This is a genomic window from Rossellomorea sp. NRS-1567 (genome assembly GCF_050467885.1).
In the GTDB taxonomy this organism is placed as follows: domain Bacteria; phylum Bacillota; class Bacilli; order Bacillales; family Bacillaceae_B; genus Rossellomorea; species Rossellomorea aquimaris_C.
Genome location: NZ_JBITPL010000007.1, coordinates 82,546 through 106,319 on the forward strand (window position 1 = coordinate 82,546; position 23,774 = coordinate 106,319).

General features: G+C 40.6%; 18 protein-coding genes and 2 pseudogenes. 4 read left to right on the forward strand and 16 right to left on the reverse strand.

Translation table 11 applies throughout. From position 1 onward, the window contains the following. Nucleotides 1-108 precede the first annotated feature (108 nt). From ACIFOD_RS05010 to ACIFOD_RS05020, 3 genes are read right to left on the reverse strand one after another with little or no spacing between them, the layout of a single operon-like run. Nucleotides 109-1,527, reverse strand: a complete 1,419-nt coding sequence (locus ACIFOD_RS05010) for a replicative DNA helicase (RefSeq protein ID WP_430313685.1) — start codon at nucleotides 1,525-1,527, stop codon at nucleotides 109-111. Further along, nucleotides 1,415-1,726 carry a hypothetical protein gene (locus tag ACIFOD_RS05015; RefSeq protein WP_430313686.1) on the reverse strand — a complete coding sequence of 104 codons (312 nt, stop codon included), beginning with the start codon at nucleotides 1,724-1,726 and terminating at the stop codon, nucleotides 1,415-1,417. The genes ACIFOD_RS05010 and ACIFOD_RS05015 overlap by 113 nt, the downstream gene beginning before the upstream one ends. Further along, complete coding sequence (locus ACIFOD_RS05020) at nucleotides 1,723-2,574, reverse strand: hypothetical protein (protein WP_430313687.1); 852 nt, start codon at nucleotides 2,572-2,574, stop codon at nucleotides 1,723-1,725. Before ACIFOD_RS05020 ends, ACIFOD_RS05015 begins: the two co-directional genes overlap by 4 nt. Before the next feature lie 246 nt (nucleotides 2,575-2,820). Between ACIFOD_RS05020 and ACIFOD_RS05025 the strand changes: the two genes are divergently transcribed. Further along, nucleotides 2,821-3,048 carry a hypothetical protein gene (locus ACIFOD_RS05025; RefSeq protein ID WP_430313688.1) on the forward strand — a complete coding sequence of 76 codons (228 nt, stop codon included), beginning with the start codon at nucleotides 2,821-2,823 and terminating at the stop codon, nucleotides 3,046-3,048. A gap of 50 nt (nucleotides 3,049-3,098) precedes the next feature. Here ACIFOD_RS05025 and ACIFOD_RS05030 read toward each other — a convergent pair whose 3' ends face one another. Genes ACIFOD_RS05030 through ACIFOD_RS05045 form a run of 4 tightly spaced genes read right to left on the reverse strand, consistent with a single transcriptional unit; the run spans nucleotide 3,099 to nucleotide 11,117 of the window. After that, a complete protein-coding gene (locus ACIFOD_RS05030) occupies nucleotides 3,099-4,382 on the reverse strand; it encodes a TIGR02679 family protein (RefSeq protein ID WP_430313689.1) in 1,284 nt (427 codons plus the stop codon). After that, the gene (locus ACIFOD_RS05035; protein WP_430313690.1) at nucleotides 4,360-8,475 is read right to left on the reverse strand and encodes a TIGR02680 family protein; all 4,116 of its coding nucleotides are present in this window, start codon (nucleotides 8,473-8,475) and stop codon (nucleotides 4,360-4,362) included. Before ACIFOD_RS05035 ends, ACIFOD_RS05030 begins: the two co-directional genes overlap by 23 nt. Beyond that, nucleotides 8,465-9,634 carry a TIGR02678 family protein gene (locus ACIFOD_RS05040; protein ID WP_430313691.1) on the reverse strand — a complete coding sequence of 390 codons (1,170 nt, stop codon included), beginning with the start codon at nucleotides 9,632-9,634 and terminating at the stop codon, nucleotides 8,465-8,467. The genes ACIFOD_RS05035 and ACIFOD_RS05040 overlap by 11 nt, the downstream gene beginning before the upstream one ends. Further along, nucleotides 9,612-11,117 (reverse strand): TIGR02677 family protein, encoded by a 1,506-nt coding sequence (locus tag ACIFOD_RS05045; protein WP_430313692.1) that lies wholly within the window; start codon nucleotides 11,115-11,117, stop codon nucleotides 9,612-9,614. Before ACIFOD_RS05045 ends, ACIFOD_RS05040 begins: the two co-directional genes overlap by 23 nt. A gap of 236 nt (nucleotides 11,118-11,353) precedes the next feature. Between ACIFOD_RS05045 and ACIFOD_RS05050 the strand changes: the two genes are divergently transcribed. Continuing rightward, entirely contained in the window at nucleotides 11,354-11,605 is a 252-nt protein-coding gene (locus ACIFOD_RS05050) for a hypothetical protein (protein ID WP_430313693.1), read from the forward strand. Nucleotides 11,606-11,774: 169 nt separating this feature from the next. Here ACIFOD_RS05050 and ACIFOD_RS05055 read toward each other — a convergent pair whose 3' ends face one another. The 7 genes and pseudogenes from ACIFOD_RS05055 to ACIFOD_RS05085 all read right to left on the reverse strand — a co-directional run bounded on the left by ACIFOD_RS05055 (nucleotide 11,775) and on the right by ACIFOD_RS05085 (nucleotide 16,216). Beyond that, a complete protein-coding gene (locus ACIFOD_RS05055; RefSeq protein WP_430313694.1) occupies nucleotides 11,775-12,491 on the reverse strand; it encodes an Ltp family lipoprotein in 717 nt (238 codons plus the stop codon). A gap of 173 nt (nucleotides 12,492-12,664) precedes the next feature. Then, a pseudogene (locus ACIFOD_RS05060) lies at nucleotides 12,665-12,973 on the reverse strand (DUF819 family protein); the annotation flags it as partial. A 62-nt stretch (nucleotides 12,974-13,035) separates the two neighbouring features. After that, nucleotides 13,036-13,365 carry a hypothetical protein gene (locus ACIFOD_RS05065; protein ID WP_430313695.1) on the reverse strand — a complete coding sequence of 110 codons (330 nt, stop codon included), beginning with the start codon at nucleotides 13,363-13,365 and terminating at the stop codon, nucleotides 13,036-13,038. A 39-nt stretch (nucleotides 13,366-13,404) separates the two neighbouring features. Then, a pseudogene (locus ACIFOD_RS05070) lies at nucleotides 13,405-13,536 on the reverse strand (DUF3320 domain-containing protein); the annotation flags it as partial. 195 nt (nucleotides 13,537-13,731) lie between these two features. Continuing rightward, nucleotides 13,732-14,448 (reverse strand): adenylate/guanylate cyclase domain-containing protein, encoded by a 717-nt coding sequence (locus ACIFOD_RS05075; protein WP_430313696.1) that lies wholly within the window; start codon nucleotides 14,446-14,448, stop codon nucleotides 13,732-13,734. A 13-nt stretch (nucleotides 14,449-14,461) separates the two neighbouring features. Then, nucleotides 14,462-15,178: an adenylate/guanylate cyclase domain-containing protein gene (locus ACIFOD_RS05080; protein WP_430313697.1), complete on the reverse strand. Its 717-nt coding sequence runs from the start codon at nucleotides 15,176-15,178 to the stop codon at nucleotides 14,462-14,464. A gap of 24 nt (nucleotides 15,179-15,202) precedes the next feature. After that, entirely contained in the window at nucleotides 15,203-16,216 is a 1,014-nt protein-coding gene (locus tag ACIFOD_RS05085) for a DUF3307 domain-containing protein (RefSeq protein ID WP_430313698.1), read from the reverse strand. Nucleotides 16,217-17,317: 1,101 nt separating this feature from the next. Here ACIFOD_RS05085 and ACIFOD_RS05090 point away from each other — a divergent pair. Both ACIFOD_RS05090 and ACIFOD_RS05095 read left to right on the forward strand, forming a co-directional pair. Continuing rightward, complete coding sequence (locus tag ACIFOD_RS05090; RefSeq protein ID WP_430313699.1) at nucleotides 17,318-18,085, forward strand: hypothetical protein; 768 nt, start codon at nucleotides 17,318-17,320, stop codon at nucleotides 18,083-18,085. A 211-nt stretch (nucleotides 18,086-18,296) separates the two neighbouring features. Continuing rightward, nucleotides 18,297-19,841, forward strand: a complete 1,545-nt coding sequence (locus ACIFOD_RS05095; RefSeq protein ID WP_430313700.1) for a DUF4041 domain-containing protein — start codon at nucleotides 18,297-18,299, stop codon at nucleotides 19,839-19,841. Nucleotides 19,842-20,038: 197 nt separating this feature from the next. Here the strand turns inward: ACIFOD_RS05095 and ACIFOD_RS05100 are convergent, their stop codons facing one another. Next, a complete protein-coding gene (locus ACIFOD_RS05100; RefSeq protein WP_430313701.1) occupies nucleotides 20,039-21,469 on the reverse strand; it encodes a DUF2357 domain-containing protein in 1,431 nt (476 codons plus the stop codon). Nucleotides 21,470-21,473: 4 nt separating this feature from the next. Beyond that, the gene (locus ACIFOD_RS05105; RefSeq protein ID WP_430313702.1) at nucleotides 21,474-23,714 is read right to left on the reverse strand and encodes an McrB family protein; all 2,241 of its coding nucleotides are present in this window, start codon (nucleotides 23,712-23,714) and stop codon (nucleotides 21,474-21,476) included. Between the last annotated feature and the right edge of the window lie 60 nt (nucleotides 23,715-23,774).

Here is a 23,774-nt window from a genome sequence, read left to right on the forward strand (position 1 = left end):
CATTCCCCTTCGCATACTCCGTCACCAACATCCCAATTCCTCCCCTTTTCATCATTTACTCCTGAGCCAAGGGACCTGTCCCCCCGGCTCACTCTCCCCCCGGTTCACTCACACCGAACCAACAGAACCCTCTCCCTGCATCCATCCACCACGAAACCGTCCAAACTCCTTCACAAACTCCAGCTTCACCGTCCCCACCGGTCCATTCCGGTTCTTCGCAATCTTCACCTCCACTTCCCGCTCGTTCTTTGAATCCGGATAGTAGTAATCATCCCGGTACAGAAACAACACCACATCCGCATCCTGCTCGATATTCCCCGAGTCGCGCAGATCCGACAGCCTTGGTCGCTTGTCATCCCTGGACTCGACTCCCCTCGATAGCTGGGACAACAGTATAATCGGAATCCCAAACTCCTTCGCCATCCCCTTCAGCTGCTTCGTAATATGCCCAATCGCAAGATCATGCCGGTCAAACCGCTCCTTCACATTGATCAGCTGCAGGTAATCAATCACCACGAGAAACGGCTCCGTCGGGTGCTCCCGCTTCAGGTTCATGATCCGCTGTCTGATCTCAGGCAGGGTGATCATCCCATTTTGCGAGAGTTCGAGCTTCGCTTTGTACACGGCGTTCATCGCCCCGTGCATCCTCGGCATCTCGTCCTTGGTCAGATACTTATAGGGATTCTGCCATTTCATCATGTTGATATCCGTGATACTTGAGAGAAGGCGCTGCATGATCTGCCTGGAGCTCATCTCAAGGGAAAAGACCATGCTCACTCCCTGCTCCCTGGTGCATTCCCAAGCAAGCTGGATGGCAAAGGCCGTCTTCCCCATGGAGGGTCGCGCAGCTAAGATGATGAGCTCCCCTTCCTTCCAGCCTCCCGTCAGCGCATTCAGGCTCTCAAATCCCGTCGATACACCGGGAAGTCCGTCCCTCTCCATATAAAGAGATTCATAGAGATCCATGATGATCTCGTCCTTCGTTTCTTCGTCTGTGATGGTGTTGGTATGCATGTCGATAAGTGCTTTGTAGAGGCCCTGTGCAGATTCCGGGGTGTAGGCGTTCAGGAAGTGATGGGCCGAGTTCTTGATGAGGCTCAGTTCGTAATACTTCAGGACAATCTGTTCATACTGCTCGATGTTCACCGTCGTCGGGCAGTAGTTGGCAAGGGCCAGGAGAAACTGGACCCCTCCGACATTCTCAATATCATCGCCGAGCTCCTCCACCACCATGACCAGATTAATCTCGAGCCTCTTGTGCTGAAGCCCCTTCATCGCTTTAAAAATCAACCGGTTCTTCACCAGACTGAAATGCTTCTCCTCCAAGGTCAGTACATCCAGGACACCAGGCTCCATAAGAACCGCTCCAATGATCATGCTTTCCGCTTCATGCAGCTCGCGAAGCAGCTGTTCATCATGCCCAGGGTGGTGCAGGTCGTGTCCACTCGTTTCGTCGTTCATCCTCAATGCGTTCCGCTCCTTCTTTTTCCCAAATGTGAATGGTTTGTAGTATCGTCGTTTCCTCAACCGGCTGTTCATACAGCTCGGCAATCGTCGGCATGTACTGGCTCACTTTGATATGGGCTTCGATCCGCCTCTTCACCCCATGATAATCACAATTCTGCAGGTGCTGGAACCAGATCGCCGCCGTGTCCTTGGTGAGCTGTCTGTGAGGGAACGCCCCCTGGATCACCTTGACCAGCTCCCTGAACTCCCCGAAAGTCATGCCCCCGTCACACTCTCCTCCAGCCCGTCCAGCATCTTGTCCAGATTCCGCATTGAAGCCTCAGGGGGCAGATACGACTCAAGGGCCTTCTCCAAATACCTGGGGCTGTTGATCGTCAGCTTCGGATTGATGCTCTCCTGCTTGTCAAACTGCTCGTCCATAAACCTAATCAACTCGGCTGTCGACATCTCGTTCAAGCTGATCCGCTCCATCGCCATCTGGTCCATCGGTGTCAAGAAGAACCCTCTCCCCCTCCTGCCGACGAAATGTCCGATCAGTGCCCGAAGCCTTCCCTCATCAGCAGCTCCTTTGTTGTTGTTCTCTAAGATCTCTTCTTTCTCTAAGTTCTTAAGTCTGTTTTCACAACTCATTCGCTCCTCCTTCATATCTGATTCACGTGAAGAGGACAAAAGGGTACCAGCCCCCTCATCAGGCTGGTCACCAGCGAATTCATCATCCCCTTTTCCTTCCATAGGGATTCCCATCCACTTCAAATACTCCCCACACAACGGATCCTTCACAGGTCGAACCGTAAAGATAAACCCGTGCTGAAACTTCTCCGCCTTCAACCAGTCATACTTCTCCAACCGCTTAATCGAACGCTGGATCCTCGACGCCGTATACCCATCCTTCTTCTTCCCATTGTAAAACCACAGATCCTCCTGCAGCTTCCCGATCGACCTGACATACTGCCTCTCCCCAAGAACCACATCCCCCACCTGCACCCCGCCTGTGTGAGTTGCATGTAACAGTATCCATACATACAACCTGATATCCTCCGGGTGATGAAAAATTTCCGTATCCACCATGACTTTTTCTAGTTTTCTCCATCCACTCATTTGAATCACTCCTGTTTCAGTTTGTATTCATCTTTTATATAGGGGGATGTGGTGGGAATGGACACCCTTTAAATAAATTTTTTATAAAAAAAAAAAATTCGGATGGGGGCCGAATGTTTGAAGGAGGACATATGAACTTATGAATACGCTATCCAATCAGAGTTCAATAGCATGAAAACCCTTGAACTTCCATTAGACTTAAAGTAATGACCATTAGAGAGGAGGACCCTATGTGCAAAATAAAACGAGGAATACATGATTGTGTTTAATCAGTATCAAAATGCCTTCTTACTCGGAAATCGACAACATAGGATTGGTCAGAATCTAAAAGTAGTATCTACTTATAGACATCTTCTTTTTTATGATGGGGATGGGAAGTCACAGACTAAGTTTTATATTCCTAAGGATGGGGATAAGGAACATCAGGAAAATGTAGCTTATATTGCTGATTACTTAAAGAAAACCTCCGGAGTACAGTATTAAGAAAAAGGAAAAAGACCATCGTAATCGATCACGACAGTCTTTTTCCTTTTTTAGGTTCCTAAATTCTCCTCTATATCTCCAACCAACACTTCTACCATTGCTTCCTGATAACCAGCTTTTTTTTCTTTCTTCATGACTTCAGCAACTTTCCTCAACCCAGAATGCTGAATTTTATCCACTTGACTCAACCGCTTATCAGAAACGATTTCCTCTGATATTGCTTCAAAATAAGATTGTTCATCCATCCTCCATAATCGGACGTTTCTCGGAAATCTGCGAACCAATCGATCCGCGATAAGCATCCCTTCAGGATCAAGATCACCTGAATAGTAGATTGTCAGCCCTGAAATCGCAAGTTGTTCGATCAAGATCCAGCCGGCAATTCTCAGTTGCCCATGGGTACATATGATAGGAGCCGTGGGAACAAGGTCCATCAATGTGGAAGCCACGCTCGAATTTTCAACCACCCACACTACATTTCCTTGATATGGATAGACCTTATCTACTTTAATCAACTCTTTTAGTGGCAGATTCAATACAGTCCCTGTTTCTTGAGCTGCCTTCCACACAGGATGAATGCCTTGATCATTCTCAGCAATCAAGTTTAGACTTGTCACAAAACTCCATAAATCATCCCTTACTATTCGATAATATCCAAGGAGATCATTTTCTTCTTCCGATGTCTTGCTAAAGCTGAGATCAGCTTCTTTATTTATCTGATCAACTGTCAACAAATGAAGGAGCATTTTCCCTAGTATGGCGTTCCGGTCAAATGCATGGGGATTGCCCGTTACCTTTTGAGCAAATAAGGGCAAGCGTGTGAACGTTCTTTCTTCCTCTATCAACACCCACGCCTTTTTAAGGTATTCCAAAGACTGAACTAACTCTGTCGGATTTTCCTTGTAAACTCTCCAAATCCCCCTGGTATCTGCCGACTTGGAAGAAATCCAATCAATGTACCAATCAAGCTGCGGAAATTTCTCTTTCATGTCACTCAAAAAATGCACTTCTTGTTCTTGCTCTTGTTTTAAACGCTCCTTGTTCGCTACCAACGATTCTCCAAAGTAATCTTCAAGAAACGATAGCAACGAATCATATTGATACCTTGTACGGCTCAATTCTTTTTCAAATCTCAAAAGGGTAATCGATTGTTTCCCGCGTAATTCTTCTACCGGAAACCCAGTCAGACCGGAAATAGCCTTCAATTCATCAATTGAAAATGATTTTAGGCTAACCGAACCACCAATCCGTCCGAGGGACTCGTATCTTTCTTTGAACAAGTGAAACAGCTTCTGAAAAGCCTTCTCTTTCTTAAGTAAGCTCAAGTCGTTCATAGATTTCTTCCTCTTCCTGATGAACTGGCTTTCTTTGAACCCCGTCCCATTCATACCGCATCACTGTTACGAAATCAGCGTTCTTTGGTCGCAGTAGATCAGCGATTGACAGGGACGGCACTGTATCATAATCCCCCCACAATGCTTGTGAATTCATAATATAGTTAAAGCCCAATTGTTCAATGACTTCAAACATATCCCGAATGTTATTTTCATCCACTCCTGCAAAGGCCTCGTCTAATGAGATGATATACGGCGCGAAATCTCCCGCCTCTTTATACCGTGAATAGGCTGCCGTGAACAATGGAATGTACATGGCCATCGCCTTCTCTCCACCAGAGAATTGGAAGAAGGCATTATTCGTCAACTCACGCTTGATTCCTTCATTTTCCCGCTTATATGAAAGGACGAATGTAAACCATTTCCGGTAATCAAGGACTTCTTTCAGAACCTGATGAAGGGTAGAACCTTCATTGCGTAGAGTGATCAATTCTTTGGCTTTGGCAATCCTGGATTGAAAATGACGGGTTATTTTACTTAGATCATCTTCATGCAAATGCTTACTGTCGCGTTCGAGCAAGCTCACAAGTTCCGCGGTGTCCATTTCTTCTTCTGATTCTGCGGTCTGCGCTTTCCAAGCAATTGAGAAGATCAATCCTGATGAATTGTCACGTGCAGACATGATCTTATCCATTTCCCGTACCCATTTGGCTGCCCTCTTAATCCGGCTTCTTAAGATCGTTCCGATATGATTCAGCATGATATCCTCATACAGCTTCCGGTCCTGTTCATCAAGATTTCGATCCTGCTCTTCATATGTTTTCGTTAGAATATTAGCGAGGTAGTAAGGATTGACCTGACTACCGTTGTAAGAAAAACGAATCATCCGGCGATCTTTGAGGGTGCTGTACTCTTTCACAATGGCTTCAAAGCGTTCATCATTCTCCTCGTTCATCCATTCAGGTAATTCTTTCTCTTCGGTATAATTGGTCATCCTGTATTCCGATAGCATATGTTGTTCTTCAAAGAATGCTTTGGATAGCTGTTCTAGTATTTTGGGTTTATCATAAGTGGTGAGCACGTCCCCATACACTGATAGAATATGCTCAGCATCGTGTAGGTCCACTTCCACAAACTGATGATGGATTTCTTCTGCAACGTGTTGTTTCCACAAATCACGCATTTTCACCCAGAATTCCCAATCTGCAACTTCCCGCTCCAACTCCACATTCACCCGTTTTATATCTGCAGCTTTTTCAGGAATAGCCTTTTGCAGCCTCTTCAGCTCACTCTTTACATGTTCATAGTTTTCCTGTACACGCCTAATTTCGTGCCTAATCTCATCCACACCCTTTAGGGCGAGCTGATGTTCAATGGACTCCATCTCCCTCTCAAGCTTGTTAACAGTTCCTTGTTCAACGTTGATTTCACCTTTCAGATGATCCAGCTCTTCTTCAATCTCATCAAGTAACCTTGCAAGGTCATTAATCCGTTGACGGCTTGCCTGTAACTGAACCATTGCATTTTCAAGAGTATTGAGATTTCCTTCATATTCCTTCATCAACTTAAGTGCTTCTGGTACGCTCTCCATATTCAGTTCAAAGCTGAACCGGCTGCTGTAATCGTACAGTTGCTGCTTCAGTCGGCTTAGTGTAACCTGCACATCTTTCCACTGGCGGTCAGTTTGATCCAGCAATGCTTGTTGAATAGTACGATCCTTCTCAAGTTGTTCATATTGCTTACGAATATCAAGGAGCACGCGATCTAATGGAATAGTGTGTTGCCACTCTTTAATTTCTTCAAGAATCTGGGATAATCGAGAGATCTCCATCATGACTCCGTCTCTGTCCTCATTTAGATCATCAAGCTCTGTCAAAAGAAGAGCTATCTGCTCCTTTAAGTACCGTTTTCTTGATGTTCGACCGATGAATTTAGACGGACCCTCTTCCGGTGCATGACCTCTTATGATGCCATAGGTAAATGAGCCGTCTGTATCAATCACAAACGCTCCAGCAGATTCCTCTATAGGAATGGAGCGAAGGATGTCATCCACCCTTTGGTCAGAGACAGCTGAACCTTCTTCTACATCGGGTTTCAGGTAATCAGCAAGGGTTTGTGTCATAAGGAGTGGTTCCGGTATAAGGACCGCATCTTCTGTCGGTTTAATCTCATCTGCTGTAATGAGGCTGTCCAGGATCCCTGTCTGTCTAAGAACGGATTCAATTCGGGACTTTTCTTCTTCCGTTACATCATCCTGAAATTCCACTGCTTCATAAAATGGAATCCCGGCAACTCCCTCTTCTTTTAAACGTTCACGGTGAGAAGAAGTTCCATCCGAACGCTCTGGTTCAATCATTTTCTGTTGTTTCAGTTGTGAAATCTGCCTATTCTTTTCTTGGATCCGCTCTTCTAAGGTCTTGAGACGAGTGTTCTGTTCATGGTTCTGTGTCCGAACCTCTTCCTTGTACTCATCTAGACTGTTGAGTAAAATCCCTTTCACTTGTTCAAAGGAATTCTCCTCATAGAGCCCCTGAACAGATCGAGCTACATTCTGACGCTGATCATCGGTAAAAGAAAGGGAGTCATGTTCCCCCATCCATGTGAAAATAGCGGATTCCAGCTTCTGTTGTTCTTCGGTAAACCATTCCTCCGTATGATCCATCTGTTGCAGGATCTCATCCACTTTCTGCTTTAACATAGAAGATTCCCTTTCAAGCTCACCGTATCTATCTTGTTGTCGGGTTCGATCTTCAAGCAGCTTCATGGCATCTGAAAGGACATCCTGATGGTCCAATACCGCTTTTTTCCAGACAGTATAATCATAAAAGGATTCTTCCATCCGTTCGAAATCAGCCTTATTAATAGTATGTGGAGAAAAATCACATTCCTCTGCTAATTCTTCCAACTCAGCTAATAAGTCTTCTACTCTACTAGCTGCCTTTGATTCACTTTCCTCAAATGACCCCAGCTCATCCTTCTTCTTCACATAATCCTTGTGCTTTCTGTCGCTGCTCTGTCCCAACCGTAAAACGGATTCCTTTTTTCGCGAAGACTCCTTCTCAAGATCCTTCTTCTTCGCTTCAAGGGACCACACTTCATGACGATTCAGCTGATCTTTCTGTTTCTCAAGCATGTCTTGTTCATTAGACAAATGTTCTTCTCTTTGTTCTAGTTCTGATATCTCGACTTTCATATCAGCATTATTCTTCTGAAGTTCATTGACCATTCTTTCTTTAAGGACGACCTTCTTCTCTGTCGATTGCCACTTTTCCGCTTTTTCAGCTACTATGTAACGATTATACCGATCGTACACTCGAAGAACTTTTTCGATCGATTTCTTTTGACTGACTAATCGTTCTAATTCTTGCTGGGCCTGATCCATGTGATCAATACTGTCAGACAAATATCGGATTTCATCGTCGGTAAGAGGCGGCAATGCCGATTCAAGGATTTCATAAATCACCGTTGGTTTAAAATCCTTTGATAGCTTAGGGCTTCTTAACTGAATCAATAGTTTAATAAGGTCCTCGTAGGCATCGGTTGATTGAAAACCGAATATATGGCGATTGACAAGCTCCATATACTCCCTCTGGGAATTTACGACTTCTCCCCCTGAACTAATCCGGTTCTTTAGCTCCTTTTCTGACATGGGAACCTTTTCCCCTGCATGAGTAAGCGTAAGAGAAAAATCAAATCCGATCCGTCGATTATCTGTGATGACGAAATACCATGACTTCATTTGCTTATTCCGTTTCGCCTGCATACCGATACCCGTTGTCATATACTGTCCCGTACTTTCCTTCACATACTCCATAAAGAGATAGCCCGTCCGCTCATCACGATCCACAATCCCTTTTTCCCCAAGGAGATAATCTTCCATCCTTCTCGCTTTGGAACCAAACGGATCCAGTCTGTCAGGAGACTTCCTCCCGTCCAGTAACACAGGAAGAAAGCTCTGCATCGTAACAGACTTCCCTGATCCATTGGCTCCACGAAGCAGCAGCTTACCGTCTTTAAAGTCAAACGTCTCTTCATCGTAATACCAGAAATTCACGAGACCGGCGCGGTTTAATTCCCATTGTTCATGACTCACTGTCATCACCCTTTCTAGTAAAGTCGTCTGGATATTTCCCTGCAAGGATCCCAAACAGCGGCTTAATATAAATCATTACTTCATCTGTTTCAGCCATCATCCAGCTTTTCATAGAAGAAATACATTCCTTTCGGATGGTCTCAACCGACGCTTCGCGGAAATATTTAGACCAACCTGCACCATTCTCCTGCCTCAACTCAATGATGAACTGATCAAAATCTCCTGTCGTCAACAACAAGTCCCCTGATTCAAGGGGAGAGAGGGACGAACGCTTTTCATACAGAAGATAGGACAGCTGCAACAACACATCGGTCACGGCCTTAGCATCTGGAAAATACTCATATTTATAATGGGGTTCTTGTGATGACAAGAATGCCGTATTCTTGAACAGCCTAAGGCGATAATGGCTGTGTTTCTCAATGTCCTCCATTATACGGTTTCGAAAATTCCTAATATAAATGAAATCGGGATCGCTGCTCGATTTTCTATGTAAACCCGGAGAAAAGAACAATTGACGGTAGACCCGCTTACGTGTCTCATCTTCCAGCTGGAACTTCCAGTCTTCTTGGAGTAAATTCTGCCAGCTGGTAAACTGAGTCAAGTCCTCTGGAAAAGAACGGATGAAATATTTACTATAAACCGTCGTTTCATATAGCACTTCATGCTCCTCGTCTGTATCAAACTTCTGAATATTCCCGTCTACAATCCGAATCAAATGAAGGTCTGTCATCGTTTTGATCGTACGGATCAGAGATTTTCGGTGGGTATAGACCGTCCAATCGATTCCTTCTTCTCCCGCATAGTCATGCCTAATCTCCTCTGCCAGTTCTGACAACAGAAACTGTTCAGCGACAGACTTCTCCTCCAGAAAAGCCATGGCGTAACAAAACAGAGCATAATCCCTTTGCTCCTGAAAAGAAGAAATGCCCATCCATGGCTCCGGCTCAACCGGAATCTTCTCAAGCTTAATAAAATGCTGATGGACAATTAATAAAAGTCCAAATTTTTCATCAAGATACCGCCTTAACACTTTTTCTCGTTCACGAATCAACTGATATTCTTGTGGATTCTCACTTCGTAATATCCAAAACTCGTGCAAAAGAAGTTCAAGCCCTTCTATTGCTTTATCATCAAATTCAACGGTCTGAACTTGCTCCAATGGATAGCCCTCCTTTCATTTCTAATGTCACATCTGGCATCTTCAAAATCCCATCTTCTGCATGCATGATCGTCATCCGATCTCTGTGGACGTGCACCCTCACTGTGAATCCATAGTCCGTTTTGATCACCTGACTCTTACTGGACATTGCCTTTCCGATCCAACTTAGAATCACTTTCCGAACAAAAGGCTTTACCACTCCAAGCTCTGAAATTGTCATCTTCTGGTCTGTGAATAGAGTCTCAATAATCGTGCGTTCCTGCGCCTTTTCAGCCAGGTGCTCTCGCATCAAGGCTTTTTTCTTTTCATCATTTGAAACCATGGCCCCAGGTTTCGTTTTATCCTTAAAAGACCTGATTCGCGGCTTGATTGGCAGAATGATCGGTTCTTCCTCCCAAATGTCTGCATGAATATTTTCCGTTGTATCTTCTTCTATCTTTAGATGACGAATCGTCATTGAACCGAAAACAACCGCTGATAATTGATGGGCCTCTTCGATCGAACTGCTTCCACTGAATAGTTCAGCAAGGTGAAGATAATCTTTCTTACGGCTGTGATGATTGTGGTGCCTTTCGCTCATCCGCTGGACATAACGGGTAATCCGCCTGATCATTTCATTCGTCTGAAGCTGTAACATCTCGAGTTCGCTTGATTGGCCCTCGTTCCCAATGAACCACGACCTCATCACCCGCCAGAAATCATAGAACTCCTGGTACCAATCCAGCACCGTTTCTTCACTGATTTCCTCCAGCCGTGGTATTTGCCTTCTATAAACAGCAAGCTTGTCGAAGAAAGGAGCGACAACCCGTTGATCCATTCTCTCCAGCTGATCCGAAATCTGAAAGGACGTCTTTTGAAGTGATACGATAAAGTCTCTTAAATACGTCGTGAATTGATTCTTATACACCAAGAACGCCTCACTCTGCATCCGCTGATCCGTTTGCTCGCTATTGATATAGGCGATGTAATCCGCCGTGTTCGTACGGATCGTCTGGAAGTATTGCAGGAGATCTTCCCATAAGAGGTTATACGTTTCAGGTGATTCCGGCAGATCCTTCTTCAACTCATGTTCCAGCTTATTCATGGATTCAAGCAACCGGTCAAATTGGGATTTCTCAAGAGAACCTCCAAAACTTTCTCCGCTCTTCTTCTCAAGTGTCGCCACCATTCTCTCAATCTCGATTGTATAAGGCGTCGATTGGTAACGAAACCGCTTCTTTTTATACTCTTCAATCGTCTTTGCGTTCGTCATGTCCTGCCTGGCATTCAGATTCTTCCACTTCACCAGCTGAGCAAGCTGGACGAGAAGCTGCTCCTCCTCATAATGCTCGTAATGGGGAAGTGATCTCAAATAATCCAACACCTCTTCCGGAGAAATGAAGTCTCTCATCCGTTCATGTTGCAGATAAAAGTATCGTAGAATCGTTCGATACTCAGCAGCATTCTCTGCAGTCAGATAACACGCTTCGATGAGCTTTTTCATAGGACCTTGCATGATTCATGCACCTCTTTTCATGGAGATCATACTTCATTCATTTCTGTATGTATATGGAATAATTATACCAGTTATAGGGGTATAAGGTAATAGAGTTACAATAGTGGTGAGGCGGTAAGATTTGTGTGAAAGAATTTAGGACTACCCCATAAATTTTGCCAAACTTTATTCTATAAAACAGATGATTTATAATAAAGTTAAATAAATCAAAGTTGGTGATGTAAATGGAACCTATAAGAATTGATCAAGATGATGTAAAAAAAGCAATTCAATCGGGGCATTCATACATCCAAGTCGGCAAACGGAAGTACTTATTAATGGAAGTAGAAGAAGTCAGTCACGACGATGGGCATCAAGTGACTGATCCTGATGAGGGAAAACAGTTAATGAAAGCATTGGAGGAAGTTAATCCGATCCTTTCAGAAGAGGAAATCAAGAAGATGTTAGAGGGATATGGGAACTATATTAAGCCATAAAAACACCCCCAAAAGTTAGTTTTCTACTCTAACTTTTGGGGGTCGATACCACCACGGTCTCTTTCCTTTTATAAGTTTATATTTCTCTTTTTGTAAAAAGCTAGTGACTGCCCATTGAACGGTAACGTTTTTCTTATTGAGGATCGGACACCAATTCATGTTTTAGATTTTATTCAGTTAAATGTTCAATAGCATAATCCGCTTCCTCTTGAGTGAACTGTTCGCCGTATTCAGAAACGAGTTGGTCTCTTATCGCTTCTGGCGACATGGCCATGGAGTCTTGATAACTTTTTGCTTTTTCCAAAGCGTTCTTCTTAAAATCAGCTTTTATCGTATCAATTGCATGTTGTGCTTCTTCCGCAGTGAACTGTTCACCGTTCTCTGAAACAAGCTGATCATAAATACCTTGCTTTGACATGTACATCGTATCTGAGTAAGATTCCGCCTTTTTCAAAGCGTTGTCCTTCCAATCATATTCAAGCTTTTCCATGGCATACGTCGCCGCTTCCTCGGAAAACTTTTCACCATACTCTGAAACTAATTGGTTATGAATCGCTGCTTTGGACATATTCATGATCTCAGCGTATGTTTTCGCTTTTGTCAAAGCGGATGTATGTTCTGCGGGGACGTCATCTTCCACTTTTGCTTCTTCTTTTTTGGGTTCCTCTTTTTTGGGCTGTTCTGTTTTAGGCTCCTTTTTGTTCTCTTCTGACTTTTTTGGCTCAACCGCCACGGGTTCGGTAGCTTCTGACTTGACTTCCTTTTCCTTCGTATCAACCCTCTCAGTATCATTCCCACCAACAGCTGCTGCAACAATCAGAATAGCAATGACCCAGACCCACCACTTTTTATAGAACGGTTTTTTCTTTTTTGATGATTCCCCCACTATCTGTACCCCCTTCATATAGTAAGCTTACATAAGTAGTATATTTTCCTTAATTACCAAACATGCAGGGAACCAAGGGGACAGGTACCTTGGCTTCCTTGGTCTCAAAAAAAACACAGCATTCGGGACGTAATGCTGTGTTTTACTTTCACTTCAGAAAATTCTCTCTCAGCTCACATTAAACCAGAAAACCATAATCCCAAAGTCGTCCTAATATAATTCCCAATAATATACCCCAACGTCCCCACCACAAGAATCGGCCCAATCAAATCCTTCCACCCTTTTGCAATGGCCATCGCATCAGCTGTTGTCGGCCCTCCGACATTGGCATTACTGGCTAGAAGGATCTCTTCAAGGTCATATTTTAATAGCTTTCCTGCACTCAGTGTCACGGCCATGTTCACTACGACAATAATGAATACGAATACGAGCAGCAGGGGAACATTTTGGACAATGAGTGGGATTGATGCCGGAATACCAATGAAACTCTTTTTCATCCTGGACCAGACAGTGCCTCCCAATAAAGAACAAGCACTATCACACACTACTTTACTTCTACAAATCCCTTTTCGTCTTCAACAATCAAACCTTTTGCTACATTCAAATCGATCGCATCTTGAATAAACTGCTCTCCTTGGCTGCTCGTTCGACTGTACCCAAGCTGCTTTGACATCTCTTTTATTAAATCTGCTTTAGGTAACCGAAGAGCTGTGCTGATAATCTCCATTACTCCGTTGGAAAATACTAGTTTGCTAATATCCTGTAATGCTCTTCTATCATTTAAACCCAATCTAAATTCTTTATAGGTGTTGAATTGAGCTTCGTCTTTCCATAAAAATAGACCTTTTTCTTCTTTGGACTTATAGATTTTCATTTTAGAAAGAACTGTTTCTATAATGGTTTCCAGCTTGGCTCCACTTCGAGTGAACCCCCAGGCTGTTATAATTGGTATCGTCTGTTGAGAAAGACTTACCGGGGCTTCTTGATTAATTATCTGTTGGATTTGCTTTTGGATTATCGTTTGCCCTCTATTGTGTAGAACGATTCATTTGACAATTTAACAGCTTCCAGCATGGCTGGTTGAAAGAAGCTTCCTTTTGGTATTGAATTTTCTCCAGGGATGACCAGGCTACTTTTTTTTTGCTGAATTGTCGGCTGAACCTTCTCTGGAACCGCAAAAGGCGTGGCCTGACCCCCAGTACCTTAAACTTTAGTGTACTGGGGGTAGGCCACGATTCTTTTAATATTTTTTATAGAACCACGGTTGACCATTATTCTTGGTTAATTTATTTTTAAGCCCATTTTGGAGTTTACTTGTGGTGTTTTCAGAAATCCAAATTTCATTATCCCCCCCACTCCTCTTAGCTGCGTTGTTTATACATGTTCCTATTGCCTTTGTATCAAAAATGGAATCTATCCCAGTCTTAGTAACAATACATTCTCCGCTATCTATACCTACACCAAACTTTACAGGAGGTATATTATCATTGTTCAGTATTCCATTTACCACATTAAGCATTAAGGTAAGTATGTCCTCTCCTGCACTAAAAGCTAACTCCTCAGGGTTAAGATATTCCTTCGAAACACTCCACTGAATCCTTTTTCTATTTTCTTTGAAAAGAGCCATTATTCCATCCCCAGGTAAATCAATAACGTATCCCCCATAGTTTTCAACAATATATATTAGCCCTGGCATTAATGTATGAATTGTTAAAAATGTACCTATTGGACCTATTTCTTCTGCTCGCCTTGAAGAGCCTCGCATGTCAGCAAATAAAGCAACAAAATGATTTTTATTATAAGTTCCAAAATCCATCTTTTCTGCATCATAATTTGGAATCCTATTAGATACTGCAGCATATTCGGCTGATTTTTCAAGTTTTATCACAGAGTTTTTTGCAATATTATATTTTTCTAATATTATTCTTTTTATATTATCTTCAGTAATTACAGCCAACTTTATTCCCACCTTAATTACAAAATCTGTACCAACTAGTTCGATGCACATAATAATACTTATTTGCAAACTCCAACGTCTCTTTACTCCACATATACTTTTCCTTTTTATCGTTAGCATCTTCTGTATATAACCCACCATGCCCTAACTCATAAAACACTTTTTCTGTAATCATAATATCCGATCCACTATTACCCAATTTGGCTGCCATGTTTGTTCCTGTAGATGCCCAAATAAGATCATTATTTTCAGTGCCTCTTATGCCAACTTTAGATACTACAATGTTGTCTTTTGCAATGCCTATACCTACTTCAAATTTTTCCTCATATTGTTTTTTCTTTAAAGCAGGTAATAAAATTTCACGTACAAACCCTTTTATTTTTAATGCCGTATCTACAGCTTTATCGCTAACTATATTGGGCATATCTGGGTCAAAGATGATTAGTAAACTATCACCATTAAAACTTCGTACATGTCCCCAATTAGCTTTCGCAATACGAACTACTCCATTCAAGAAGGCATTAAATATTTTAATAGTGGTAGCTTTTCTATGGGTGTCGGTTATTATGGAAGAGCCTCTAATATCAACAAATAAAATACAGGTCTCTATTGATTTTGCTGTTTCTCCAAGAGTTAGATCTCCCTTACCTGGAACACTTTTCTCTTCCTTTTTAATGTCTATTTTCCAATCAAGTATCTCCTTGACTTCTGCTTCTAACTGCTCTTTCATATATTTCACTCCCTTAATTTATTTTTAAGCAAGAATACTTATAACAAAAATGACGATATAGTGAAAAGCTTGGTCTAATTCAAATATTGCTTGTTTAACATTTGGATCATCAGGCTTTTTTATTCCCTTAACACTTTGTGCCCACCACTTAAGAAATTCACCCTTATCAATTACTACATGTGTAATAAATATAATTAAGATAGCCGTAATACTAAAGTATCCCAGAATAAAATAAGGTAATAGAGTTAATACCAATGTGTAAACTAAGCAGTGTTGCAACAATGCCATCCAATCACCATGTTTTTTAGTAGCTTGGTTATCCGTTTGAAGTAAATAATCACCAATCTTATGTCCAATGTAAAGAGTTAAAAATAAAGCTGCGTTAATTTCAAAGTGATTCACTAATATACCTCCTTTAACATGAGGACTTATTTTTGAGATTATAAAACCATATATAATTAATATAAATAGACATATTAAAGTGTATATTATTTTTGATATTGCTACATTTACTCTGTATATTTTAAGAGTCCTTATGTAAGATGTCTTTTGCAGTTCTAATATCAGTTCTTCATACAGCCCGTCGTCACTTAAATTCTTTAATTCACTTAAGTATGTTTTTATAGACTTACTCATTTTGGGCTCTAAATTATTAAAATATAAATATTTAACCTTTGAAAAAACAGATGGGGTTGTTTCAAATAGAAAATACAAACCTGGAGTATGAACATGTTGTTTTTGTATATGTTCTGCAGGATTACTACGTGGTGAAATTGCCAAATATACAAGCCAAATACTTTGTAAAAAAAATACCGCAATTGAGGTAAGTAACGAATATATTAAGAAGCCTTCTAAAGTTATACTTGTATATTTGATTAACCAGCCATACCATTGGTCTTGAGTTCTTATTAAAGTTGTTATAAAGAAAGACCAATATACAATTACTGCAGCTGCTTTTGTGTCTGTGAACCTTATTGTACTTTGAGTATCATCGATAGCTTTTATTAAAAAGTCTAATCTATTTTTATCTCTACTCAATATTATTCCTCCATGTTATAGAGTAAGTAGCTTCAAATTCCTGTAATTTTTTCATCAAAAATATAATTTTACTTTCTGTGGGACATAGGGATTGTCCCACTGAAATTTGTATTATATTTGCTACCTTTTTTTCCATTCATCAATTTTCTTGGTATTAATTCGGACCTGTATGACTAGTAAAATCAAAAAAATTAATATATAAGTCTTCTATGCTACGGAAATTCTTGCTCCTTATATATTTCAATCGCATAACTCCTACCTAGATTTAAGAATTTTTATTAATTAGAATCAAAATAACAAAGAATTTTACCTATTACTATTTAATCATTAATCGACATATTTTTACATGTTATGATTAAAATATTCCTAAAAGAATATTTTTTCGCAAGTAACCTTATGGGTGGTAAGGGGAATAGTTTTTCTTAGGGATAATTAATGAATAGACAATAGGCATTGAGCAATTTATTTTAAAAAAGAAACAATAAGGTTAAAAGCATGAACGAACTTATGTATAAAAGAAGGATTTCAGCCATGATCATCTCAATCACGTAAAACATTCCACTTAAAAAACTATCCAATCATATATATTCTCTACAACGATAACAAAAAGCCCTCTGCCTAAACGGTTCAAGCTGCACGGAGTTTGAAGAATTACTTAGAGGATAAAAGGCGGAAGAACTTAAATCGTTTGATCTTGATTGGTCATGAAAATTTTAATCAGTAGGCGACCTATAATATCAAGTCTAATCTTATTAACTTCTTTATTGCCGATAATCGCTATCAGCTGCAGAATGTGAGCCAAACGAATTCCAAGGAAATGCATAACTATTATGAGAAGCCTTTTTATAATGAGGAGCTTTTTCAAGAGATTTGGGAGAAACTCAGAAACCACCCACACTCCGCCTTGTGCTTCGGAAGCAAGAAAACCTTCCCTATTTTCTCACTATCAATATTGCACCTATATTAGGTGGAAAATTCAAAATATTGATGATGGGATTGAGAACGTAAAGATACCAACACCTATCCATCGAGTTAGCCCCTGCATTTTCCAAATCGTGTATACTATTTATATAACAGATTAAATCATTAGGAGGAAAAAGTTTGTCCATAGCTGCCTACTCAAAGTTCAATCAATTTAAAAATAAAATCCAATCATTATCTGCACCGACATTAAATGAATCTCTTATTAATGGAACATTCTTATTAGAAAAAGACTCAAAGAAGAATCTTGAAATCTACTATGCTCCTTTTGAACACCTAAACGAGCAGGCCAAAGTCGTCATCGTCGGAATCACTCCAGGCCTTCATCAAATGAAAAAGTCATTTGAAACAGTATGGAATCTAAAAGATGAGAACCTCACCGATGAAGAAGTCTTACACGAAGTCAAAAAGAACTCAAGCTTTGAAGGTCCGATGAGAAAGAACCTCATAAACATGTTGGATGAACTTAATCTTCCCAATCACTTAGAAATCTCATCCACAAGTGAGCTTTTTGAATCATCCAGCAATCTGGTACAAACTACGTCTGTTCTTCCTTATCCCGTTTTCTATAATGGTAAGAACTACAGTGGCTCTACGCCAAACATAGTGAAGACTGAGGTTCTTAGAGAGTACATACTACAATCATTCCCGAAAGAGATGGAGCACCTAAATAATCCACTGATCGTTCCTTTAGGTGTGAATGTTTCAAAAGCCCTGACTTATCTTGCAGAAGAAGGTCTTATTGATTCTAAGTCCATCTTAAATGGCTTTCCACATCCTTCTGGAGGAAACGGGCATCGGCATAGGCAGTTTGCTGAGAATAAGCAGAAGATGATGGAGAGAATTGAAGAATATTTTAAAAGTGTTCAGCCTGTTAAGAGCTATTAGATAAGAACAAAAAAATATGTCCTCATTGTTAATCTATATGTCCCTCACCCTCCTTGGGTAACCTTTATCGTGCAGACGGAAATATATACTAATCATCAAGAGAGTAAATGTATAATGAGTAACGCTTCTATATTTAACTCATGGTTCATAAAATACAACAGAAATGTGAGGCTTCAGTCTTGCATTTATTAATTTGAAGGAGGCAATAAATTTGTATAAAGAAAAGTGGTACCATTCTCCTTGGACAATTGGAATACTCTTTGCGTTCTGGTTATTTGTCATTCCCCTGATTGTTGCAATCATACTTATCGTTCAAAGAAGAAAAGAGCTAAAAAAATCTCAAATGATTTGGGAAACCAGTGGTATTGATGACTTAATAAAAGTGAAGGATGAAAAGAAAAAAATTGAGTCGGAAATTTCCTCACTACAAATTTCTAAAGAAGAGGCTAAAAATGAATTAAAAGAATACCAACCTCTAATAGATTTTAATAAGACGAAGGAAACCTTAAATCAACAATTGAATTCTTTAAATAAAGACATCAGTACCTCAAAAGAACTATTAAAAGAATACGAGCCAATCATAAACTTGTCTAATACTAAAAGCGTATTAGAAGCTGAGATAGATTCTCTAACTGTGAAAAGACAAGAAGAAACAAATATATTAATGACTCTCCAGCAAGATATGATCGATTTAAAAGAAGAACTTCTTATGCAATCATTTGGTTTCTACGAACCTAAATATGGATTCGATAATTCTGAGGTGTATCAAAATAAATTAAATGAAATTAGGCAAAAGCAAAAACAATTAGTAAAAGACAAAACAGCGACCAACCATAGACTTGACTGGACAATAGGAAATGATGCAAAAAGAGGAAAAGAATTTATTCTTGATACAATTAAGTTAACTTTAAGAGCTTTTAATAATGAATGTGATAATGCTATTGCTAAAGCTAAATACAATAACATAGAAGTTGTTTCTAAAAGAATAAATAAAGTATTTGAGGACTTAAATAAACTAACAGATATGCAACAGGTGTCCATAAGAAGAGAATACCTAGAATTAAAGATTGAAGAGTTATACTTGAAATTCGAGTTCGAGCAAAAGAAACAAGAAGAAAAAGAGGAACAACTTGAAATTAAAGAAAGAATGCGTGAAGAAGCTAAAGCTCTTAAAGAATTAGAAAAAGCTAAAGAAAAAGTTGAAAAAGAAGAAAAACACTTCCTTCAAGCAATCGATAAGTTGAACGAGCAAATTAGTTCTACTGAAATGGGAAATCAAGCTAAATTATTAGCAAAGCTAAGGGAATTAGAACTTCAACTGGAAGAAACACAAAAAAATAAAGAAGATGTATTATATAGAGTTCAAAATACACGTGCAGGCTATGTATATATCATTTCAAACCTTGGTTCATTTGGGGAAAATGTCTACAAGATTGGAATGACAAGACGCCTTGAGCCAATGGATCGTGTTAAGGAACTTGGTGACGCATCTGTTCCTTTTACATTTGATGTCCATGCGATGATATTTAGTGATGATGCACCTTCGCTTGAGAATGCTATTCATAAAGCACTGGCACATAATAAAGTAAATAAGGTTAATGATAGAAAAGAATTTTTCAGGGTACGATTATCAGAAATTGAGGAGCTCGTTAAACGAAATCATAATAAAACGATTGAGTTTACTAAATTAGCTGAAGCTGAGGAATTTAGAAAATCTCAGACAGTTGAGAAGAAGACACTTCAGGAGGTTTCGTAATATTAGTGGTTTTCAATAGAAACATTTTCACCTTATCAGAAAAGGCAATCACAAAAGGTAGCGAGTTTAACCTTTTATTGATTGCCTTTTTTCTATTTAAAGACAGTGTCTGACCCCGGTACAGTAAAGTTTAATCGTGCTAGTAGTCAGACACCAAAATTGCAAATGAATAATTCTTATTTGGGGAACTTCTATCCTTACATAAGTATCGAAATTAACTTCTCTTTCAAACGCTCACTTTCAACTCCAGGTACCATCTGAACGGCTCCCATCTTATATCTATCATGATACCCTTCCTCAAAATACCTCATCGCTTCCACTGAATCATCGCTCGTCGGTGTCAGAATATACACTTCACGGACAGCTCTTTCCCCTGTTTCCCTGTGAACGATTCCATCCCGATACTTGTGCATTTCACCAAGTGCCGTACCCAGGTTCCCGGTCACCCGGTATTTTGGATCGAATATGATGATTTCATTTCCACTTTCCAACACAATATCAGGAATCATCCTTTGGGTATAAGTGTAGAATTCTTTTGAATTGTACTGATAGTTTCGTTGAAAATAGAGTGACTTTCCATCTCGCAGCCTAATCTTGCTTTCTTTGTTTTGGGCCAGGTCGATAAAGATTCCACTTTCCGTCGTCTTGTATAATCCCCTGGTTTCCTCGACCTGGTTCAGCTCCCTCAATATCCTGACGATTCTCATGAAGCACCACATCTCAAATAATTCGAAAGTATCCTTCATAGCAATGGGATAATCAAAACCGATTCCTTCTCTGTCATGCTTGTATAACTGCTCAAACCATATATACCATTGTCGGTAAATGGGGTGTTTCCTGAACTTCTGGGTGATGGAGTACGTCCCTTGATGCATGGAAACTTCCCGTAGAAAAGGAGAGTTGATCCACCTTCTTATCAATGAATGAAATGTTGCCGCCTTCTTGGAAACTTCCACTCTTTCCACGTTCATGTATGTCCTTAGGAGAATCTTCAGGTCAAACAACTGTTTTTTCAAAACCTGATTTTCATACACGTCCACTGTCTCAAAAGTATTAGGCGTCTCAACATTTTGGGGGATATTTTCAGCGTACCCCCTCTTATCAAGCCAGTGCAAAGTCGTATGTGCAACCCGTTGTATCCTCTCCCTTTTCTGCACGATTGGAAGTTTGACGAGCCCGCTGAATGGCTGTTTCTCGATACGGGCAAAAATCTGACGGAGTCGGTGAATGGACCTTTCAATGTAAATCCACTGTGTCCAAGAGGCTCCCCGGCTCTTACCGGATACGGAAACTTCTCTCTCCAATCCACTTATTTGAAAACAGCTGTTGCTTTCCTCTAATATCTCTTCAATCATCACATCAAATTGCTGCTCTGATAGTTTACGAGAGTCAGGATAGATAAATGTTTGATATTCCTGACCATTGAGGTAGATTTGGACCGATCCGCTCTGAAAAGGAGTTACGAGTGAAGTGAAAAGCAGTTCCCCTTCCCTATGAAAAGGTATCGGTATTCCCTGTATCCTTAAATCGATTTCGGTCCCCTCATACCGCAATTTGTATCCCGTTGCCTCCGTCAAAAAGGCTTTTTCAAAGGGAATCCAGCCCTCAGGAGACATCCATACTTCCAATAATCTATCTCCAGAATTGAGTGGCACCATAGTACTCCAACTCCTCTTGCATCCGTTTCACATGTTCTAAGGAAACAGAAGTGCCAACTAGATTGTCAGTCAGCCAGCGATTCAGCTCATTAAGCATATAGGATATTCGTTCGTCCCCACGGATTTTCGTCAACACTTTTTCAGCAATCACACCATCAAGTGCTTCCATCGAATCCATCGCATGCTCAGGTCCCAGCTGGTTATTCGCATAGAGTTTCTGAAGCATCTCGCCCATGGTCCTATAGCCAAAATGAAGTTCATGCGCTGCCAATGTAGCATGCAACTCTTTCAGAAGACGGAATTCCTGGAACAGTGAATCCTTTAAGTCCTGGCCCACCCTTTCCCAGAAGGAAGTGAAGTCCACATCCGATAATGTCATGACAAAAGCTCGGTCCAATACTTTATCCGATATGGAATGAGTGGTCTCGTCGATGTTGATGGTCCCTAGTATATATACATTAGGTGGTATGCTCAGTTTGTGAGGGACATCCGTTATATGTTCATCCTGATGAAGAGGGATTTCTTTTCTCGACTCCACTGCACTTAGATAATCACTCAAATAGTACTCCACCCTGGCCAGGTTCATTTCATCCAGCAGAATAAAATGTGGCTTTTCCCGTTCCTTCAATGCATTCAGTATCACTTTCAAGAATTCCGTTTTCACATAACGTTTCTCGAATGAACTGTAGTATCCGAACAAGGAACTGGCATCAGTCCAGTCGGGGCGGACGGGTATAATGCTGAAATATGGATTTTCACTTTCATACTCTAGCCCATATACAGCATTGGCGTATAAACGGCAAAGCTGTGTTTTCCCAGTCCCGGAAATTCCGCTTAGAATAACGAAATGCTTGTCATCAAGCGCCGTCAGATTCAAGTGCAGATCCCTCACAATCGATTTGGAAAAAGTAAATTGACTGTTATCAATCATGTCATAAATCTCTGCGAACCTGAAGTTTGGCTCAAGTGTTTCCGTGTCGGTAAGTTCATTCTCACCTTCCATTTCCATTTCATTGTCCACACTATCAGAAGGGAGCTCCACCGTCTTCCTTGCATGGGCAAACAGAAGAGCTGCATCAATAAAGTTCTTTTTGACTTGATGAGCCCCTTCAACGAAAGTCTCGGAATCATTGTCATAGGTGCCTACGCAATAAGAAGCATCATCCACTTTGATCACATGTTCTTGAAGCAAACGCATAGCTTCCGCCTTGATTTGGTGGTTATCCATGCTCTGAGTGGCAAATAGCTTCTTAATCCACCACTCTTTTGTGCCATTAGCTAAGATTTCACGTACATTGGTGAAGATCTGGTTGCCTCCTGCCACCCTAACGACAATTGTTTGGAATGGTGAGTTTTTGTCATGATAATCAAGATAGTCAATATTGCCTTTAGTGATCATTTGATCTCCATCATTGATTTGAAAAGATTGTCTCTTACCTTGATATTTAAGGTTTTCAACAGAAGAAATCTCTACAGAATAAGGTCGTCCAAGCAGTTGGGTTTCTTCAATATCACGTATGGAAGACAATTGTTTTAATGCAGCCCAAGCCCTCTGTCCTGTTTGTATTTCCATATTGATGAATTCCCTGAATTCGCTCAACCCGTCCCAGACTTCCTGTAAATATCCACTCAGTTCTTCCTCATCCATCTGTCCTTCAAGATCCATACTCTTTCCTACTTGGAACCATGGCCTCTTTCTTGGTTTGATACAACTTTTCACAAAATCTTCAAATTCTTCTTTAGGCACTCTCGACTTTTCCTTCCATCCAGTAAAAACCGAGTACTCATCAGGAATCGAGGACAACACGTCCCGGATGACACCACTCCTGGACCAGGACCAAAAAGGTATGAGGTTTATTTCCGTATGCATCAATAACGATTGATCAATTCCATTAAATTCTAGTGTCAAAAGGTTGTATTCCTTCTCATCGGATTTCATATATAGACCCACAAAGTATTTCCTGCCCATATCAGAGTTCTTTTTCTTTTCTGCATATGTTGGATTCCGCGCATCATGATAAGTTGTCGTCAAAGTAGTATCGTAGTTACGGATGTATAACTTATCCCCCAAAGGGATTTCCTTGGAAGTGATGAATCGTTCAAATACTCTGTTTACTTGAGGAGCCACTTCATCAAGGACCCTGCGACACCTTATTTCGGTATTGTCTTCATTGAATAATGATTGATAGTATGTAAGGTTGAGCACTTTGTTCACCCACTTATTGTTAGTTATGATTCTAGACTAGCATATTATTGGGAGGAAAAGGGAAAGTAT

What these genes read in the sequence shown, in the direction of transcription:
- ACIFOD_RS05045 (WP_430313692.1), bottom strand. Translation starts at nt 11,117, where the DNA reads ATGAAAAAGCTCATCGAAGCGTGTTATCTGACTGCAGAGAATGCTGCT.
- ACIFOD_RS05030 (WP_430313689.1), bottom strand. Translation starts at nt 4,382, where the DNA reads ATGAACGACTTGAGCTTACTTAAGAAAGAGAAGGCTTTTCAGAAGCTG.
- ACIFOD_RS05080 (WP_430313697.1), bottom strand. Translation starts at nt 15,178, where the DNA reads ATGAAAGAGCAGTTAGAAGCAGAAGTCAAGGAGATACTTGATTGGAAA.
- ACIFOD_RS05065 (WP_430313695.1), bottom strand. Translation starts at nt 13,365, where the DNA reads ATGAAAATCTATAAGTCCAAAGAAGAAAAAGGTCTATTTTTATGGAAA.
- ACIFOD_RS05025 (WP_430313688.1), top strand. Translation starts at nt 2,821, where the DNA reads ATGATTGTGTTTAATCAGTATCAAAATGCCTTCTTACTCGGAAATCGA.
- ACIFOD_RS05015 (WP_430313686.1), bottom strand. Translation starts at nt 1,726, where the DNA reads ATGACTTTCGGGGAGTTCAGGGAGCTGGTCAAGGTGATCCAGGGGGCG.
- ACIFOD_RS05050 (WP_430313693.1), top strand. Translation starts at nt 11,354, where the DNA reads ATGGAACCTATAAGAATTGATCAAGATGATGTAAAAAAAGCAATTCAA.